This is a genomic window from Coriobacteriia bacterium (assembly GCA_003149935.1).
Classification (GTDB): Bacteria; Actinomycetota; Coriobacteriia; order Coriobacteriales; family QAMH01; genus QAMH01.
In genome coordinates this window covers 293,649-311,268 of record QAMH01000008.1, presented here as the reverse complement: position 1 = coordinate 311,268, position 17,620 = coordinate 293,649, and the positions used below count along the sequence as shown (strand labels likewise).

The window sequence follows — 17,620 nt, the reverse complement described above, 5'->3', positions numbered from 1 at the left end:
GGGGGTTCTGTCACGTCCATGGACGTGACAGAACCCCCGTCCCCGCTGTCACCCCCGCCCCCTTCACACGTCGCAGTCGTTCACGCAATCGAGAACGACACGCTGCGCTCACGCGGGTCGACTTCCTCGACGCGCACGCGCAATTGCTGGCCGATACGATAGGTGCGCCCCGTCTCCTCGCCAACGAGCGTCTGCGTGAGCGGGTCAAACTCGTGGTATTCACCATGCAGATAATCGAAGCGCACGAAGCCCTCGAGCGTGTTTTCGAGACGCACGTGCAGGCCGCGTGGCACAACGCCCGAGATCGTTCCCGTGAAGACCTCGCCGACATGCTCGGCAAGATACTCGCAGAGCTTGAGCTCGACGCTATCGCGCTCGGCTTGTTCGGCGATGCGCTCCATCTTCGAGGAATGCTTTGCAAGCCACTGCAGGTGGGTCTCCATGGCATGCGGGTCCTTGAGCAAACGATGCACCATGAGGTCGGGATAGCGCCTGATGGGACTCGTAAAATGACAGTAGAACGTGGAAGCAAGGCCAAAGTGACCGATGGGCTCGGTGCTGTAGAAAGCTCGCTCCATCGCACGAAGCACAAGGTGATTCACGAGCGGCTCCTCGCGCGTGCCGCGCGCCTCGTCGAGCACATCCTGGAAGGCCATGGGATTGCCCGTGGCCAACTCCGAGACGTTGTAACCGAGCTCGCGCAGCGGGATGAGCAGCGACTCGAGCGCCGCTGCCTTCGGTGGCTCGTGCACGCGATACACGAAGGGGATGTGGTTGCTGTGCGCATGACGCGCAACGGTCTCGTTGGCGAGAATCATCGCTTCCTCGATCATCGAGGTCGCCTCGGTCTTGTGACGCAACTCGACATGCGTCACCATGCCGCGCTCGTCAAGCTTTGGCTTGGCTTCGACCGTCTCGAAGTCGATGGCCCCGCGCTCGATGCGCAGGGCAAGCAGCTGCTTTGCAAGCGCATCGAAACGTTTGAGTTTGGGAGCGTAGGGGTCATCACGCAGGCCATCGAGAATTTCCTGCACCTCGTCATAGTTAAAGCGCCGCTTGCTGCAGATGACGCTCGGGTAAATCTCGTATCGTTTGACCGTACCTGCCTGGTCAAGGTACATGTCGCAGGTCATGGTCAGGCGATCGGTACCCGGCCTGAGCGAGCACACGTCGTTGCTGAGTTTCTCGGGCAGCATGGGAAGCACGCGATCGACCAGGTAGACGCTCGTCGCACGGTCGCGTGCACATATGTCGATATGATCGTCCCAATCCACATAATGCGAGACATCGGCGATGTGCACGCCAAGGCGCAGCATGCCATCGACCTCGTCGAGCGAGATCGCATCGTCGAAGTCCTTGGCATCTGCCGGATCGATGGTGAAGATGTCACGCATGCGCAGGTCATGCCTGCCGTGCTCGGCAAGGGCTGCCTCCACGTCGACTTCGATCGACTCGGCTTGCTCGAGCGCCTGGGGGCTAAACTTCGTGGGCAAGTCAAGGTTATGGATGATGATGTCGACGTCCATGCCCGGAGCATCCGCCGCGCCGAGCACTTCGACGATGTAGCCTTGCATGGGCTGATGACGATCGGGATAGCTCGTGATGCGCGCGAGCACGACGTCCCCGTCCTGGGCACCCTCCAGACGACCGTCCGTGATAAAGAGATCGTGGCGCACACGCGGGTCTTGGGCGACGACCACGGCGAGCGGGTCGTTGATCTCGAGCGTGCCGATGAGGTATTCGGTCGCGCGGCTCACCACGCGCACCACCCGGGCCGTACGCTTTGCGCCATGCGGCACGTCACGCGAGCTCACGCGCACTTCGACCTTGTCGCCGGGCATGGCGCCTCCGAGCCCGGATTTGGGGATGAAGAAGCTGCCCTCGTCGGTATCGCAAAACGCGTACCCACGGGCAAGGATATCGATAGTGCCGATGGGACCTACGCCCGACCTGCGCGATGCACCATGGTTTCTGTATGCTCTGCGTCGTGCCATGGCAGCCCCTTAGTCGTCGTGGGAGGCCTTGTCGAACTCCTCCTTGAAGCTCTTGAACATGCCCGATGCGCGGCCAAGTTGCTTGCCAAGAAGGTTTGCCGCCTTGTCGACGCCAACGTACTCCCCACGCTCCTGGGCCTCACGCTTTTTGGCCTCATGCTCCTCGGCGGCCTTGCTCGCCTTGTCGCGCACGGCACCAATCACCTCGCCGGCTTTGTACGCGCCCTCGTTGATGGCCTCGCCGGCTTTCTTCGTGCCCTGCGATGCAGCATGCTTGGTCTTGGCCCAGGCGACACCTGCCGCCGCTGCCGCTCCGCCCGTCTCCTCGACATCTGCCTCGGTATCCTTGACGATGATGGCGCCATCGCGATACCCGACGATCTGCTCGTGAGGGATGAGCGAGCTTCCCAGCAGCACACGATCTGCCGAATTCGCCGATATGTCGATGTGTTCAATCGTGTAATCGTCGCCGCTGTATACCACGTTGCTCACGAGGCCAATCTCCTGGCCGGACTCCGTGCGCACGGGCATGTACTCCCAGATGATGCACGCATCGTAATCGACACCCAAGCGCTTGCACGCCTCGGTATCCCAGGAATCCGCGGCATCGACAACGCTGATGCCGCCTTCGACGGGCTCGATGCGATCGATGGCGGCGAAGCGCTCCTTGCGCTTGACCATGAGCAGCGCATCGGGGCGTTTGATGACGAGCCCCACAACGCGGGGCTCGTTCGGATGAAAGACGGTGGCGCGCACACGACCGAAGCGCTTTAGCTCGCCTTTGGAATTGCGCACGTAGACGTGCAGCTTATGGGCATCGTCAGTTGAAGGCATATGCGATTGGCGTTACGCCGGAAGCGTTACTTGCTTTTGACAGCGTCCGCAGCGGCCTTGGCAGCACCCTCTGCTGCATCCGCGGCAGTATCTGCGGCCTCGGAAACGCTCTCTGCCGCATCTGCGGCGACATCGGAGACATCGGCGGCAACGTCTTGCGGCACGGAGCTATTGCGCGTGATCTGCTCGGCAATGCGATCGCGGGCCTCGTTAATCTTCTCGCGGATGTCATCTGCATCGGCGTTGGTGGCGACATCTGCGACGCCACGGACCTTGTTGCGGACGGTATCGGCCGTCTGCTGAAAAACCTGCTCGCCATGAGCGGTGTAATAGTCGACCTTGTCTGCAACGATCTCACGGTTGCGCTCGCCAGAGTTAGGCGAAAGGAGCAGGGCTGCAACAGCTCCTACGGCGGCTCCGAGAGTGAAAACGAGAGGCTTGTTCATGATAACCACGCCCTTCCTGGGATTGCTGGTGACAATCATTGTATTCAAGCAGAAACACAATGTGGTTAGGTTACCACCCCCGTATGTATATGGGGAGAAGAAACCCGCATTTTATCGAACCTACAAATAATGGGACAGTTGCTCAGAGACATTGTCTCATTTCATGGGGACCATCTTCTCGCGCACGAGGATGAACTGGCCGGGCCCGGACTTGAGGCACACCGGGCACACGAAGGTGTCCATGTCCGTCCCCTTGGGCACCTCGGCCTGATAGCCGCAGAAGGTGCAGCGCCAGATCTGGATGACCTTGGTGGTAGGGCCGTCATCATCGGCAGGGCCCGCAGGCGTATCAAGCGGTCGCACTTTGCCCTCCATACCCGGGGCGATGGGCATATCGCCCTTGGCGCGCACCGGCTCCTTGCTCGGCGGAGCTGCCTGCGGCTTGACGGCGCCCACGATGGGCGTGGGTTCGGGCGCGACATTTTGCACGTCGGCCATGATGGGCGCTTCCGGGTTGCGAATCGAATCCACGATGGCTTGCGCGAGAGCGTCGAGCTCTCCGTCCTGTTCGTCGGTCATGCGCGACTTGATGGTGAACAGCTCCCCCACAATCTCGTGCTCGGGAATGGCTTCGACCGCATCCATCATCTTCTTGCCTGCGATGGGACCCCAGCTGCCGTTCTGGATAAACGAGAAGCGACGGCGACGCAGGTTATGTCCGACGAAGCAATCGACAAGCTCCTTCATCTTGGGAAACACGTCCGCGTTGTAGGTGACGGAGGCCAGCACGATGTTGCTCGCGCGGAAGGCGTCGGCCAGCACGTAGCTCGGATCGGTCACGGACAGGTCGTAGAGGGCCAGGTCGTGAATGCCCGCATCGCTCAGCTTGAAGGCGAGCTTCTCGGCCACATCGCGCGTGCCCCCGTAGACCGAGGCGTAGGCAATGACAACGCCCTCATCCTCGGGCTCGTAGCTCGCCCAGCTGCGATACTTGGATTTAATCAGATCGATGTTGTCCCTGATGATGGGGCCATGCAGCGGACAAATCATCTTGATGTCGAGCGTGTCGGCCTTGTCGAGGAGCTCGTTGACCTGCGTTCCGTACTTGCCCACGATGTTGGCGTAATAGCGGCGCACCTCGTCGAGCAGCTCGTCCTCGAAATCGTACATATCATCGAAGAGACGTCCGTCCAAACCGCCAAAGGAGCCGAAGGCGTCGGCCGAGAACAGAATCTTATCCTCGACATCGTAGGTGACCATGACCTCGGGCCAGTGCACCATGGGGGCCGTCGCAAAGGCGAGCGTGTGCGTTCCGGTCTCGATGGAGTCGCCGTCGCCCACGACCATGCAGCGGGCCGCGAGCTCGGGGTCGAAGAATTGCCCGATGAGCGTCTTGCAAACCTTGGTGCAGACGAGCTGGGCCTCCGGATGCATGGCGGCCATGGCGCCGAGCGTGGCGCTGTGGTCGGGCTCCATGTGCGAGACGATGATGTAGTCGATTTTGCGCCCGTCAAGCAGATAGTCGACCGTCTCGAAGAAGCGCTCCTCGACCGCGCGGTCGATGGTGTCGAAAAGCACGACCTTCTCGTCGAGCAGCAGATAGTTGTTGTAAGACATGCCGTGCGGCACTGGATGACTAGCCTCGAACAACCCGAGACGCTTGTCGTCTCCGCCAATCCAATACAGGCCTTCGGCGAGCTTCTGTTCGCAGTGCATGGTGCCTCCTCAGAACGCAGATGACGTCTTGGGAAGAGTATAGATTTGCGCCTACATCGCGGCAAGGAAGGCGATCATGCCATCGACATCGGGCATGTCATCCGCATCGGGCTCGAACGCCCAGGCGATGATCTCGATGGCGCAGTTCATCGCCCCAAGCGCGACGAAGTCGTTGGCGAAGGACACCGTCGTGCGCATGAGGGCGTAACCCTGGGGAGCCGTTACCTCGAGCTCCTCGAGCCATGACGTGTGCCCGGCAAGCTGGCGGTCCTGCGGAGCTGCCTTGCCCTGCAGCTCGATGATGACGTGCTCAAGCAGATGCGCAAGCTCCGTGCCCACGATTTCGTCGCCGAAGCTGCCATCGCCCGCGCCGTTCACGCAGACATGGTTCGCAAGGTTGGGGAGCAGTTCGAGGATACGGTTGGCCTGTTCCTCGGTGACATGCAGCGTGTCGATTGCCATGCCGACCTCAAGGTCGAGTGCGCCATTGCGCACGCATATGTTTTGGATTTCGAGCGCGTCCATGGGACTCACGCCATGACGCGGTACTGGACCGTACCGACGCCGTCAAAGTCGAGAGCCCACGCAATGGCGGGCTGCAGGTCAAGGTCGCGTCCCGCAATGAAGGGGCCACGGTCATGCACGGTCGCGTTCACGACCTTGCCGTCGTACATGATCTGGATCTGGGTGCCCAGGGGAAGCGTCTTATGCGCCACGCCCATGGAGCTTTCGGTCACGATGCTGCCATCCGAGCAGCCCGAGCCCATGAGCCCGTCGCCGATGCCGTAGGTGCTGGCACCGCAGCTTGTCCATTCGAGGGGTTCGTCGAAGTTACCGAGATAGCTCTGGGCGTCGATGGCGCTTCCCGAGGCGAGTGCCGCGTCGTTGAGGGTGCGGGTGACGGCTCCCATGAGCTTGCCGTCAATCGTCGCGTCATCTTCGGCTGCAAGGGCAGGTACGCTCGAGCCGAGTATGAGCGCGCCCGCCACTCCGAATGCAGCCAGCGATCTTGCTACGTTTATGTTCATGACTCTTTCCGTGTTCGTAGTTCGAATGTGCATCATTTCGCGTTGCAACGGCTTAAAACCCTAGCCGAAGCCCCGACAAAGACGCAAGGAAATGTGAAGAATCTGTGAAACCAAAGGTAGAGTACCTGTGGATGTGAAGAGGGCATGAAGGAAAAGGGCGCTCCCGGAGGAGCGCCCTTGCCATATGACGCATTATTTGCCGGCGAGTTCGCGCTTGTATTCGATGATGGCGTCACGGTACTCGGGCATGGCGGTGCCGAGAATCTGCGTGGCCAGAATCGCGGCATTCTTGGTGCCGTTGATGGCGACGCAGGCCAGGGGCACGCCCGTGGGCATCTGCACCGTGGAGAGTAGCGAGTCCATGCCGCCCAGGTCGCTCGTCTTCATGGGCACGGCGATGACGGGCAGCGGCGTGTGCGATGCCACGACGCCACCAAGCGCTGCAGCCTTGCCGGCACCGGCGATGATAACCTTGAGGCCGCGCAACTCGGCACTGATGGCCCATTCGCGCACGTCATCGGGATTGCGGTGCGCGGAGTGGATGACGAACTCGTAGGGCACGCCAAACTTCTCGAGCATCTCCTTGCAGCCCTCAAACTCGGGGGCATCCGATTTGGAGCCCAGAATGATTCCTACCAGCGGTTTTTCTGCGGACATCTCTTCTCCTCACTCGTGCAACCGCAAGACGTCTGTTCTCTGCGGAGCCCTACATTCTATGGCGCAGCGCATCGCATATGAGCGCGGCGATAACGGTCTTCGAATCCTCGATGCGGCCGTCGAGGACGGAGTCGATGAGCGATTCGATGCTCACCCACTCGGCGACGACAAACTCGTCATCATCCGGATGCGCGGAGCCGGGTACGAGGTCTGTCGCCATGTACAGATGGATGATTTCATCGCTATAACCCACGGCCACGGCAATGGAGGCAAGACGGCGGATTTGCCCTGCTGCGTAGCCCGTCTCCTCGGCGAGCTCACGACGTACGGCATCTTCGGGGTCCTCGCCAGGGTCGATCTTGCCTGCGGGAACCTCGATGGTCACGCGCTCGAGCGCCGTGCGGTACTGGCGCACGATGAGCACGCGGCCCTGGTCGTCGAGCGCGATGACGCATACCGCACCCGGGTGACGGATGACCTCGTGCTGCGTCTTATGCCCGTTGGGCAACTCGATGTCGACGGAATCGACCTTGACCAGGCGTCCCTCGAAGCTGCGCACGGAACTGAGAATCTTCTCGCTGATCGCGGGATCCTCGAAGTACTCGATTAGCTCTCCCATGCGCTGCGGCCCCTCATGGCACGGGCGCCGATGTCGCGACGCATGAACTTGCCGTCCCAGTTGATGAGGTCGCAGGCCTCGTAGGCGCGGTCACGCGCGGCCTCGAAGGTGTCGCCGAGCGCGGTGACGTTGAGGACGCGGCCTCCGTTGGTGTAGACCTTGCCATCGACGACCTTGGTACCGGCATGGTAGACGTGTACGCCCGGCAATGCGTTGGCCTCGTCGATGCCCGTAATCTCGCGGCCCTTCTCGTAATCGCCAGGGTAGCCCTCGCTCGCGAGCACGACGCTCACGGCCCACTCGGGGCGCCAGGAAAGCTCGACCTCGCTCAGGCGCTGCTGGGCAGTCGCGACCATGACGTCGACCAGGTCGGTCTCGAGACGCGGCAGCACGACCTGCGTCTCGGGGTCGCCAAAGCGTGCGTTGAACTCGAGCAGCTTGGGGCCCTCCGGTGTAAGCATGAAGCCGCCGTATAGGACGCCACGGTAGTCGATGCCCTCCTCGCGCAGACCGGCGACGGCGCGCTCCATGATGTCGACCATCGTCGCGTGCTCCTCATCGGTGACGATGGGGACCGGCGAGTACACGCCCATGCCGCCCGTGTTGGGGCCTTCGTCGTTCTCGTAGGCGCGCTTGTGGTCCTGCGAGGGAGCCATGGGAAGGACGGTAATGCCATCGGTAAAGGCGAGCATGGAGCACTCGGGGCCCGTCATCATCTCCTCGATGACGACCGTCTGGCCCGCCTCGCCAAAGCGACCGTCAAAGCACTCGCAGATGGCCTCGTCGGCGGCTTCCTTGGTGAGCGCGACCGTGACGCCCTTGCCCGCCGCCAGGCCGTCGGCCTTGACGACGATGGGCGCGCCATGCTCGTTGAGGTAGGCCAGCGCGGAATCGCAATCCGTGAAGGTGCCATATGCCGCCGTGGGCAGGTCGTACTTCATCATGAGGCTCTTGGAGAAATCCTTGGAGCCTTCGAGACGCGCACCCGCGGCACCGGGGCCAAAGCAATCGATGCCAGCCCCGCGCACGGCATCGGCGACACCGGCAACAAGCGGAGCCTCCGGGCCGATGACCACGAGCTCGCAACCATTCTCACGAGCAAAATCGACGATGGCCTGACCGTCCTCAATGTCGAGGTCAACGTTGGTGCCGAGCTCGGCCGTACCGCCATTGCCGAGTGCGATGAAGAGCTCGTCGCACGAAGGCGACTCGACGAGCGCCGTGGCGATGGCGCACTCGCGCCCGCCGCTACCCAGAAGAAGGATATTCATTAGTTCCATCCTCTCATGATGGTCTGGTCGCGATCGGGACCGACCGTGACGATGCTGATGGGCACGCCGGCGAGTTGCTCGAGATGCTCCACGTAATCGCGAGCCTCCTGGGGCAGCTCGGCGTACGTGCGGCAACCGGAGATATCGCACTGCCAGCTGGGCATCTCCTCGTAGATGGGCTTGGCATGATGGAAGGCCGTCTGCTGACTCGGGACGTTTTCGTAGACGACGCCATCGGCCTCGTAGGCCGTGCAAATCTGGATCTTGTCGACGGCGCCGAGCACGTCGAGCTTGGTGAGCGCGATGTCGGTGAGGCCGTTGACGTCGGCGGCATAGCGGATGATGACGGCATCGTACCAACCGCAACGACGCTTACGCCCCGTGGTGACGCCAACCTCGTGGCCGGCCTCGCCCAGGATCTTGCCGTACTCGTCGAAGAGCTCCGTGGGAAACGGACCGCTGCCCACGCGTGTCATATAGGCCTTGGCGATGCCCAGGACGCGATCGATGCGCGTGGGGCCCACACCCGTACCTGTCATGGCGCCGCCTGCGGTACAGTTGCTGGAAGTGACGAAGGGATAGGTACCGTGATCGATGTCGAGCTGGGTGGCCTGGGCGCCCTCGAAGAGCACTGACTTGCCGGCACGCAGCTCGGCGTTGAGCAGCTGGCTTGCGTCCACGACATGCTCGCGAATCAGGTCCGCATAGCCGAGGTATTCGTCCAGAATCTCGTCGACCGTGAACGTGGGCAGGTCGTAGACGTTTTGCAGAATGTCGTTCTTGATGGCAAGCGCCGTCTCGAGCTTCTCGCGCAGGATCTTCTTGTCGAGCAGGTCCTGGACGCGAATGCCGATGCGCGCGTACTTGTCTTGGTAGCACGGGCCGATGCCGCGCTTGGTCGTGCCGATCTTGTTGGCGCCCAGACGTGATTCGGTCGCGCCATCGAGCACGCGATGGTAGGGCATGATGACGTGCGCGTTGCTGCTGATGAGAAGGCGCTCCGTGGAGATGCCCTGCTCCTCGAGTCCGGCCATCTCGTCGCAAAGCACCTTGGGGTCGATAACGCAACCATTGCCGATGAGCGGCGTCACGCTCTCGTACATGATGCCTGATGGAATGAGGTGCAAGGCGAGTTTGGTGTCGCCGTAGATGACGGTGTGACCGGCGTTGTTTCCGCCCTGGAAGCGAACGACGTAGTCATAATCGGAAGCGAGCAGGTCCGTGACCTTGCCCTTTCCCTCGTCGCCCCACTGGGTGCCTACTAATATGGTGCCCGACATGTGGTTCTCCTTAATGAGAGGCTCAGCGCGTTTGTGCGCGAATCATCATTGTATCGAATGTGAAGGGCTGTACGCGGAGGATTCGAACGGAATGCGAGAGAGCTGCCCTAGTAGCGGTCGTCCTCGTGGCGAGCGAGGTTATCAAAGCGCGTGAACTCGCTTTGGAACGCCAGGCTCACGGTACCGATGGGGCCATTGCGGTGCTTGGCCACAATGACGTCTGCCGTGTTGAGCGGTGGACGATCCTCCTGCTCGGCTTCTTTCTCGGACAAAGAGCGATCAAGGAACATGACGATGTCGGCATCTTGCTCGATAGCACCGGACTCGCGCAGGTCTGACAGGATGGGGCGCTTGCCTTGACGCGACTCGACAGCACGGGAAAGCTGCGAGAGCGCGATGATGGGCATGTCCATCTCTTTCGCGAGAATCTTGAGGCCACGGGAAATCTCCGCGATCTCTACCTGACGGGACTCCGTACGCGTGTTTTGCGGTTGCATGAGCTGCAGGTAGTCGACGATGATGAGGCCCTTTTGCGGCTCGACGTTGCGCAGCTGACGACGTGCCTTGGCGCGCACTTCGAGAATCGAGGCGCTCGGCGTATCATCGACCCAAAGCTGCAGCTTGGAGAGCGTATCTGACGCATTGACGAGCGTGACCCAATCCTGGCCGCTCATCTGGCCCGTTTGCATCTTCTTGGAGTTGATGCGCGTCTCGGTCGAGAGCACGCGTTGCACAAGCTGCGTGGCTGACATCTCAAGCGAGAAGAAGGCAACCGACGTGCCAAGCTGGGCAGCGCGACTTGCGATGTTGAGCGCGAGCGCCGTCTTGCCGACAGAAGGACGGGCGGCGAGAATGACAAGGTCGCCGCCGCGCAGGCCGCCAAAGAGATCATCGAGGTCCTTAAAGCCTGTACGCACGCCGTTGTAGCGACTCTTGGTGTTGGCAAGCTCCTGAAGCTCGTTGAAGGTCTCGACCACAAGCGAGCTCATGGACTTGAAGTTGGTGGAAACGCGCTTGTTGGTGACATCGAAGAGAAGCTTCTCGGATGTCTCGACGACCTCGTCGAGGTCATCCGGCGCATCATAGCCGAGCGCGGTGATGCGTACGGCGGCACCGATGAGATCACGCAGCATGGCAGCGCGCTTGACGATGTCTGCGTGATGGGCCCAGTTGGCCAACGCATAGGTGTTGTTGCCGAGCTCGACGATGTAGGATTTGCCACCCACAGCATCGAGGTCTCCGCGCGTCTTGAGGCGATCGGCCAAGGAAAGCTGATCGATGGGAGCGTTCTTGTTGTAGAGCTCTTCCATGGCCTCGAAGATCTTGCGATGCGCGGGACGGTAGAACTCCTTGGCCGAAAGCTTCATGAGCGCTTCCTCGACGACCTCAGTGTCCTGGCCGAGCAGCATGGCCGCAAGCACGGCCTTCTCGGCATCGATATCCTGCGGCATGATGCGCTCAACCGAATTGTTAGCACTCGATGTATAGGCAAGCTCTGGCATGGTGCGCTCGCATCTCCTCATTGGGTTGTCCTTTTCAGGGGTGACCACCATACCCGTTTGGTGAGACACGATTGTCCGCGTTTGTGCGCATTAACACCCGATGTGGAGACCAAAGCGCCGTCACAAGGGGGAAATGCCGAGTTTTCCACTTATAAACGGATTTTCAAACTTTCTCGAATGGTAAAGGGGGTTTGTTTGACCGCCACTAGATGTGCGCGGGGGCGTCGGTGCCACTCTCGGCGCGTTGAGCATTGCATCGTTGCTGGTCGATCATGCGGTTGAGCGCGTTGACGTAGGCCTTGCCCGAGCTCACGGTGATGTCACGGTCGCTACCACGGCCGATGAAGATAGCTCCATCACGGTCCATGATGCGCACGGTCACTTCACCGAGAGCGTCAATGCCCCGTGTCACCGCCTTGACCGAATACTCCATGAGGTCGTTTTCTGCCTGAACGATCTTGTTGATGGCAGAGTACATGGCATCAATGGGTCCCGAGCCGATCTCGCAGGCGGTGTGCACCTCGTCGTTCTCGTCAGTGATGGTCACGGTTGCTGTCGAGACGAGCGGCTGGCCACAGGAAATCTGAACGGCGTCGAGGCGGTAGATCGCGTTTTCGTTGCGGTCCTGCTCGCCCATGAGTGAATGCAGGTCCTCGTCGTAGATCTCCTTCTTGCTATCGGCGAGCTCGAGGAATGCGGCGTGGACCTGCTCGAACTTGTCATCCGGAATGTTTGCGTAGCCCAGATCCTCGAGGCGCTTGCGCAAGGCAGCATGTCCGCTGCGGGCAGTGAGCACGATCTGGCTTCCGGAAACACCCACGTCCTCAGGCGCGATGATTTCGTAGGTGGTGCGGTTCTTGATGACACCATCTTGGTGGATACCCGAACTATGCGCAAAGGCGTTTGCGCCGACCACGGCCTTGTTAGGCTGCACGTTGATGCCCGTGATGGAGGAGACGAGGCGGCTTGTGTGCGCGAACTCGGTCGTGTTGATGTCCGTGTGAGCATCAAGCTCGGACTCGTGCATCTTGATCGCCATGACGACTTCCTCCATGGCGGTGTTGCCCGCGCGCTCGCCTAGGCCGTTGATGGTGCACTCAACCTGTGTGGCGCCGTTCATCACGCCTGCGAGCGAGAGCGCGGTCGCCATGCCCAGATCGTTGTGGCAATGCACGGAGACGCAGACATCCTCGATACCGGCAACGTGCTCCATGAGGTAGCGTATGCGCTGGCCGAACTCCCACGGCACGCTGAAGCCCGTGGTGTCGGGAATGTTCACGACCGTCGCACCGGCCTTGATGACGGCCTCGAGCATGCGGGCCAGGTCCTCGTAAGGGGCACGGCCGGCATCCTCGGCATAGAACTCGACATCGTCGACGTACTTGCGGGCATGGCGTACGGCGGCAACGCCTTGATCGATGGCCTCGTCAAGCGACATGCCCTTGAACTTGTAGCGAAGATGCTCGGGCGAGACGCCGATGCCCGTGTGGATGCGCGGGCGTGCGGCAACCTCGAGCGCCTCGGCGCACACATCGATATCATGCTCGACGGCACGCGTGAGGCCAGCGACGATGCACTGGTCACCGCAGGTAATGGCGATATCCTGAACAGACTTGAAATCACCGGGACTCGACACGGGAAAACCCGCCTCGATGACATCGACGTTGAGGCGCAGGAGCTGGCGCGTAATGACGAGTTTCTCCTGGGCGTTCATGCTCGCGCCCGGCGACTGCTCGCCATCGCGCAGCGTGGTGTCGAATATGGCGATCTTTCTGCTCATAGCATCCTCCCGCCAAGTGAGACAGATGTACCTGTCCAATCTGTCTCACTCGATACTTGCCTTGAAAGCGAATACTACCCGAGCTGGGCGTAAACGCAAGGGAAGGCGAGGGTTCATGCCCCAAGAACGAGGTCGTACCCCACGACTGAATTTACTTACCCCTCTTTTTCAGTATATATATGTGCGCGAACTTGCATTACCATACCCACTTACATACAACGGGCTTTTTCGTAATGGGGAGGAAAAATGCTCATAGGTATACCGCGGGAGCCAAATCCCGAACAGACGCTTGTCGCAGGCACCCCAGATAGCGTCAAGAAGCTCATCAAGCTTGGCTATGACGTTGCCGTCGAATCCGGCGCCGGCGAGAAGGCAAGCTACTTTGACGACGCGTACGAGCAGGCGGGTGCGAAAATCGTGAGCCGCGAGGAGGCGTGGGGAGCCGATATCGTCGTATGTCTCGACACTCCGCCAGATGCAGAGCTCGCGCTCATCAAGCGCGGCGCGACGCTTATCGCGCGCATGAACCCCGGTGCGAACAAGGACATCATCGGCAAGTTCGAGGAAATGGGCATCACGGCGCTCGCCATGGACATGGTGCCGCGCCTGTCGCGCTCGCAATCCCTTGACGTGCGCTCGTCGATGGCCAACGTGGGTGGCTACCGTGCCGTCATCGAGGCAGCAAACGTCTTTGGCCGCCTGTTCACCGGCCAGGTGACGGCTGCCGGCAAGATGCCCCCGGCCCGTGTCTACGTCATCGGCGTCGGCGTTGCGGGACTGGCCGCGATCGGCACGGCAAACTCCATGGGCGCCGAAGTCTCCGCAACTGATGTGCGTGCAGACGTCGCCGACCAGGTCGAGTCGCTCGGCGCGACCTTCGTCGAAATTCCCGTCAAGCAGGAGAGCTCGGACGGCTACGCCAAGGCTCTTGACGAGGACGAGCAGGCGCGTGTCCTCAAGGTCTACGAGGACCAAGCCGCCATCAACGACATCGTCATCACGACAGCGCAGGTGCCGGGTCGTCCCGCCCCGCTGCTACTCACCGAAGAGGCCGTCGCCGGCATGAAGCCCGGTAGCGTCATCGTCGACATGGGCGCGAGCCCGCTTGGCGGCAACTGTGCGCTGTCCAAGCCGGGCGAGGTCGTTGTCACCGACAACGGCGTAACCATCATTGGCTACACGGACCTGCCGGGACGCCTGCCGGGACAAGCCTCGCAGCTGTATGGCCAGAACATCGTGAACTTCTTCAAGCTCGCAACCCCAGGTAAAGACGGCGTACTCGTCCTCGATGAGGCCGACGAGGTCATCCGCGGCATCACCGTCACGCTCGACGGCATCGGCATGTGGCCACCACCCGCGGTCAGCGTCTCTGCCGCCCCCAAGAAGGAGGAGACCCCGGCCGAGGCAACGCCAGTCGAGGAGCCCAAGGAGAAGTCGGCATTCGCCAAGTGGTGGTGGAAGGTGGCCGCCGTGCTGCTCGGCGCAGTTGTGGTCATGCTCGCCCCACCATCCATGACCTCGCACTTCGTCGTGCTCGAGCTTGCCATCGTCGTGGGCTTCTACGTGATCGGCGGCGTATCGCATACGCTGCACACCCCGCTCATGTCGGTTACCAATGCGATTTCGGGCATCATCATCGTGGGCGCCATCCTGCTCATCAGCTCATCGAGCCTCGTGGTCACCATTCTCGCGTTCATCGCGATGGCCGTGGCCTCCATCAACATCTTTGGTGGCTTCTTAGTGACGCACCGAATGCTCAAGATGTTCGAGAGGAGCTCTGATTAGTCATGATGAACTCCACAATTCTCGATGCTCTCGCGCATTTCGAATCGCTCGCATATCTTGTCGCGGCGCTGCTCTTCATCCTCGCGCTCGCGGGACTTTCCAAGCAAAAGACCGCCCAGCGCGGTAACTTCTTCGGCATCGCGGGCATGGTGCTGGCTCTTGTCGCCGTCATACTCGTGACGCTCGTTTCGTCCACGCAGCCCCTTGGTCCCGTCATCGGCTTCATGGCGGCAGCCATCATCATCGGCGCCATCATCGGCATCTGGCGCGCCAAGACCGTCCAGATGACCGCTATGCCGCAGCTCGTGGCGATGCTGCATTCGTTCGTGGGTGCGGCTGCCGTACTCGTGGCCTTCGGCTCGTTCTTCACGACGCCGGGCAACCTCGCCGGCGGCGCGGAAAACGCCTTTCACATGGCCGAGACCGGCCTAGCCATCTTCATCGGCGCGGTCACCTTTACCGGCTCGATCATCGCCTACCTCAAGCTTGCGGCGCGCATATCGGGCAAGCCCCTCACGCTGCCCGGCCGCAACATCCTCAACCTCATCATGGTCATTGCCTCGATTGCACTCATCGTATGGTTCGCCAACACCGAGGGCGTCGACGCCGGCCTGGCCCCGCTCATCATCCTGACCGTCGTCTCGCTCGTGCTTGGCCTGCATCTGGTCATGGCCATCGGTGGCGGCGATATGCCCGTCGTCATCTCGATGCTCAACTCGTATTCCGGTTGGGCTGCCGCGATGGTCGGCCTCACGCTCGGTAACGACCTGCTCATCATCACCGGCGCGCTTGTCGGCTCGTCGGGTGCCTATCTGTCGTGGATCATGTGCCAGGGCATGAACCGCTCGTTCGTGTCGGTTATCCTGGGCGGCTTTGGCTCTGCACCCGCCGCCTCCTCGGGTGATGGCGCCACGCAGGGCGGCGAGCATACCGAGACGACGCCCGAGGAAGTCGCCGAGCTGCTGCGCAACGCCAAGAGCGTCGTCGTCACGCCGGGTTATGGCATGGCCGTGGCGCAGGCGCAGTTCCCCGTGGCAGACCTCACGCGCAAGCTCATCGAGCGTGGCGTGGACGTGAAGTTCGGCATCCACCCGGTTGCCGGACGCATGCCGGGACACATGAACGTCCTGCTGGCCGAGGCCAAGGTCCCCTACGACGCGGTCTATGAGATGGACGAGATCAACGATGACTTCGGCGATGTCGATGTCGTGCTTGTCATCGGCGCGAACGACACCGTGAATCCGTCGGCCGCGACCGAGCCGGGCAGCCCCATCGCCGGTATGCCGGTGCTGCACGTCTGGGAGGCTGGCAAGGTCATCGTCTCCAAGCGCAAGATGGGTTCGGCCGGCTATTCTGGCGTGGACAACCCGCTGTTCTACAACGAGAACACGGACATGCTGCTGGGCGACGCCAAGGACAGCGTCGACGCCATCATCGCCGCGCTATAAGGCACGAGCGACATAGCAACAAGCAGCGAAGGGAGGCTCCGCAGATGCGTGGTCTCCCTTTTTGATCGAGACACTTTGGCAAATTCGTCGCATCCCATCCGCTATGATTGGCTCATGGATCAGACGCAAGACAGAACAACGAGGAAAGACGCGCTCAAGGCAAGCTGGCTTCGTGAGCTTCGACGGCTATGGTGGCTGTTGCCCGGCATCATCGCACTCGTGCTCACCATACTGGCGCGTGCGAACCCCGATGCATGCGAGCACATATTCTCACGCGGCGTGTACCCGTGGATCTCGAGCGTGTGGGGTTACCTGCCGTCGCTCACAAGCTTCTCGGTAGCGCAGTGGGTCGTTGTCATCGCCGTCGTGTCGATTGCATGTATGCTCATCTATTACATCATGCGTATCATCACACGGCGTGGCGAGCGCTTGCGCTATCTCTACCGCCTGATTACGAGCGCTTTCGGCATCATCTCCATCGCGTTCTTCCTGTACGCCATGCTCTGCGGGCTCAACTATTACCGCTACACCTTTGCGCAAAACGAAGGCTTTGACGTCAGGGAGTCCACAACGCAGGAGCTGGTTGACCTGTGCAGCGAGCTCACGGTCGAGCTCAATGCTACGCGTGCCGAAATCGGTGGCGATATGCAGGCACATATTGACGAGCGAGGCGGCTTTGCGGGATACGCCGTGCGCAGTATCGACGAAATGAAGGTGCTGGCGGAGCAATACACCACGCTCGAACGTCCGGTCTACTCGCAGCCCAAGCCCATCACGTTTTTCTCTTGGCTCATGTCGTACGGAGACATAACGGGCATGTACTTTGCGTTTACGGTTGAGAGCAACATCAACACGTTGCCGCCTTTCTACACGATTCCCGCAACCATGGGTCATGAGCTCGCACATCAATGTGGGTACATGCGTGAAGATGAGGCGAACTTCATCGCCTACCTCGCTTGCAAGCAGAGTGGTGATCCGCTCATTCGTTATAGCGGATACTCACTTGCGTATTCGTATGCGATTTCGGCGCTGGCGAGCGTGGACGAGAACGCGGCGCGCCAAGTGGCAACTGGGCTTTCGGATGCCGTGCGAGCCGATCGCATGGAGAACGCGGAGTTCTGGGCGCAGTACGAGGGGGCGTTTCGCACGTTCGCCCAGCAAGCCAACGATGCGTACCTGAAGGCCAACGACCAGTCAGATGGCGTGCGCAGCTACGGGCGCATGGTGGACTTACTGCTGGCGGAACGGTGAGGGTAAGGG

The 17,620-nt window shown here is 61.1% G+C and carries 15 protein-coding genes; 3 read left to right on the top strand and 12 right to left on the bottom strand.

Annotated features, from left to right (window positions below; genetic code table 11):
* Window positions 1-80 precede the first annotated feature (80 nt).
* The 12 genes from rnr to DBY20_08230 all read right to left on the bottom strand — a co-directional run bounded on the left by rnr (window position 81) and on the right by DBY20_08230 (window position 13,127).
* Complete coding sequence (gene rnr, locus DBY20_08285) at window positions 81-1,994, bottom strand: ribonuclease R (GenBank protein PWL78302.1); 1,914 nt, start codon at window positions 1,992-1,994, stop codon at window positions 81-83.
* A 9-nt stretch (window positions 1,995-2,003) separates the two neighbouring features.
* Window positions 2,004-2,828: a hypothetical protein gene (locus tag DBY20_08280; GenBank protein PWL78301.1), complete on the bottom strand. Its 825-nt coding sequence runs from the start codon at window positions 2,826-2,828 to the stop codon at window positions 2,004-2,006.
* 26 nt (window positions 2,829-2,854) lie between these two features.
* Window positions 2,855-3,313, bottom strand: a complete 459-nt coding sequence (locus DBY20_08275; protein PWL78300.1) for a hypothetical protein — start codon at window positions 3,311-3,313, stop codon at window positions 2,855-2,857.
* 117 nt (window positions 3,314-3,430) lie between these two features.
* Window positions 3,431-4,990: a flavodoxin gene (locus DBY20_08270; GenBank protein ID PWL78299.1), complete on the bottom strand. Its 1,560-nt coding sequence runs from the start codon at window positions 4,988-4,990 to the stop codon at window positions 3,431-3,433.
* Between the two features lie 51 nt (window positions 4,991-5,041).
* Complete coding sequence (locus tag DBY20_08265; GenBank protein ID PWL78298.1) at window positions 5,042-5,515, bottom strand: hypothetical protein; 474 nt, start codon at window positions 5,513-5,515, stop codon at window positions 5,042-5,044.
* Window positions 5,516-5,520: 5 nt separating this feature from the next.
* Window positions 5,521-6,054 carry a hypothetical protein gene (locus DBY20_08260; protein PWL78297.1) on the bottom strand — a complete coding sequence of 178 codons (534 nt, stop codon included), beginning with the start codon at window positions 6,052-6,054 and terminating at the stop codon, window positions 5,521-5,523.
* 156 nt (window positions 6,055-6,210) lie between these two features.
* Window positions 6,211-6,675 carry a 5-(carboxyamino)imidazole ribonucleotide mutase gene (gene purE, locus DBY20_08255; GenBank protein ID PWL78296.1) on the bottom strand — a complete coding sequence of 155 codons (465 nt, stop codon included), beginning with the start codon at window positions 6,673-6,675 and terminating at the stop codon, window positions 6,211-6,213.
* Window positions 6,676-6,724: 49 nt separating this feature from the next.
* On the bottom strand, window positions 6,725-7,294 hold the full coding sequence (locus DBY20_08250; GenBank protein PWL78295.1) for an NUDIX hydrolase: 570 nt from the start codon (window positions 7,292-7,294) through the stop codon (window positions 6,725-6,727).
* Window positions 7,282-8,565, bottom strand: a complete 1,284-nt coding sequence (locus DBY20_08245; protein ID PWL78294.1) for a phosphoribosylamine--glycine ligase — start codon at window positions 8,563-8,565, stop codon at window positions 7,282-7,284. Before DBY20_08245 ends, DBY20_08250 begins: the two co-directional genes overlap by 13 nt.
* Window positions 8,565-9,845 (bottom strand): adenylosuccinate synthase, encoded by a 1,281-nt coding sequence (locus DBY20_08240; GenBank protein PWL78293.1) that lies wholly within the window; start codon window positions 9,843-9,845, stop codon window positions 8,565-8,567. The genes DBY20_08245 and DBY20_08240 overlap by 1 nt, the downstream gene beginning before the upstream one ends.
* A gap of 107 nt (window positions 9,846-9,952) precedes the next feature.
* Window positions 9,953-11,347 (bottom strand): replicative DNA helicase, encoded by a 1,395-nt coding sequence (dnaB, locus tag DBY20_08235; GenBank protein PWL78317.1) that lies wholly within the window; start codon window positions 11,345-11,347, stop codon window positions 9,953-9,955.
* Between the two features lie 205 nt (window positions 11,348-11,552).
* On the bottom strand, window positions 11,553-13,127 hold the full coding sequence (locus DBY20_08230) for a 2-isopropylmalate synthase (protein PWL78292.1): 1,575 nt from the start codon (window positions 13,125-13,127) through the stop codon (window positions 11,553-11,555).
* 246 nt (window positions 13,128-13,373) lie between these two features.
* Here DBY20_08230 and DBY20_08225 point away from each other — a divergent pair, with 246 nt between their 5' ends.
* The 3 genes from DBY20_08225 (at window position 13,374) to DBY20_08215 (ending at window position 17,611) form a co-directional block, all read left to right on the top strand.
* Window positions 13,374-14,912 carry a Re/Si-specific NAD(P)(+) transhydrogenase subunit alpha gene (locus DBY20_08225; GenBank protein PWL78291.1) on the top strand — a complete coding sequence of 513 codons (1,539 nt, stop codon included), beginning with the start codon at window positions 13,374-13,376 and terminating at the stop codon, window positions 14,910-14,912.
* A gap of 5 nt (window positions 14,913-14,917) precedes the next feature.
* Window positions 14,918-16,360, top strand: a complete 1,443-nt coding sequence (gene pntB, locus DBY20_08220; protein PWL78316.1) for an NAD(P) transhydrogenase subunit beta — start codon at window positions 14,918-14,920, stop codon at window positions 16,358-16,360.
* Between the two features lie 114 nt (window positions 16,361-16,474).
* Entirely contained in the window at window positions 16,475-17,611 is a 1,137-nt protein-coding gene (locus DBY20_08215) for a DUF3810 domain-containing protein (protein PWL78315.1), read from the top strand.
* The last annotated feature ends 9 nt before the right edge of the window (window positions 17,612-17,620 follow it).

Coding starts and splice junctions, on each gene's coding strand:
- pntB (PWL78316.1), top strand. CDS start 14,918: ATGAACTCCACAATTCTCGATGCTCTCGCGCATTTCGAATCGCTCGCA.
- DBY20_08250 (PWL78295.1), bottom strand. CDS start 7,294: ATGGGAGAGCTAATCGAGTACTTCGAGGATCCCGCGATCAGCGAGAAG.
- DBY20_08270 (PWL78299.1), bottom strand. CDS start 4,990: ATGCACTGCGAACAGAAGCTCGCCGAAGGCCTGTATTGGATTGGCGGA.
- DBY20_08280 (PWL78301.1), bottom strand. CDS start 2,828: ATGCCTTCAACTGACGATGCCCATAAGCTGCACGTCTACGTGCGCAAT.
- DBY20_08265 (PWL78298.1), bottom strand. CDS start 5,515: ATGGACGCGCTCGAAATCCAAAACATATGCGTGCGCAATGGCGCACTC.
- DBY20_08245 (PWL78294.1), bottom strand. CDS start 8,565: ATGAATATCCTTCTTCTGGGTAGCGGCGGGCGCGAGTGCGCCATCGCC.
- purE (PWL78296.1), bottom strand. CDS start 6,675: ATGTCCGCAGAAAAACCGCTGGTAGGAATCATTCTGGGCTCCAAATCG.
- DBY20_08240 (PWL78293.1), bottom strand. CDS start 9,845: ATGTCGGGCACCATATTAGTAGGCACCCAGTGGGGCGACGAGGGAAAG.
- DBY20_08225 (PWL78291.1), top strand. CDS start 13,374: ATGCTCATAGGTATACCGCGGGAGCCAAATCCCGAACAGACGCTTGTC.
- DBY20_08275 (PWL78300.1), bottom strand. CDS start 3,313: ATGATTGTCACCAGCAATCCCAGGAAGGGCGTGGTTATCATGAACAAG.
- DBY20_08215 (PWL78315.1), top strand. CDS start 16,475: ATGGATCAGACGCAAGACAGAACAACGAGGAAAGACGCGCTCAAGGCA.
- rnr (PWL78302.1), bottom strand. CDS start 1,994: ATGGCACGACGCAGAGCATACAGAAACCATGGTGCATCGCGCAGGTCG.
- DBY20_08230 (PWL78292.1), bottom strand. CDS start 13,127: ATGAGCAGAAAGATCGCCATATTCGACACCACGCTGCGCGATGGCGAG.
- dnaB (PWL78317.1), bottom strand. CDS start 11,347: ATGCCAGAGCTTGCCTATACATCGAGTGCTAACAATTCGGTTGAGCGC.
- DBY20_08260 (PWL78297.1), bottom strand. CDS start 6,054: ATGATGCACATTCGAACTACGAACACGGAAAGAGTCATGAACATAAAC.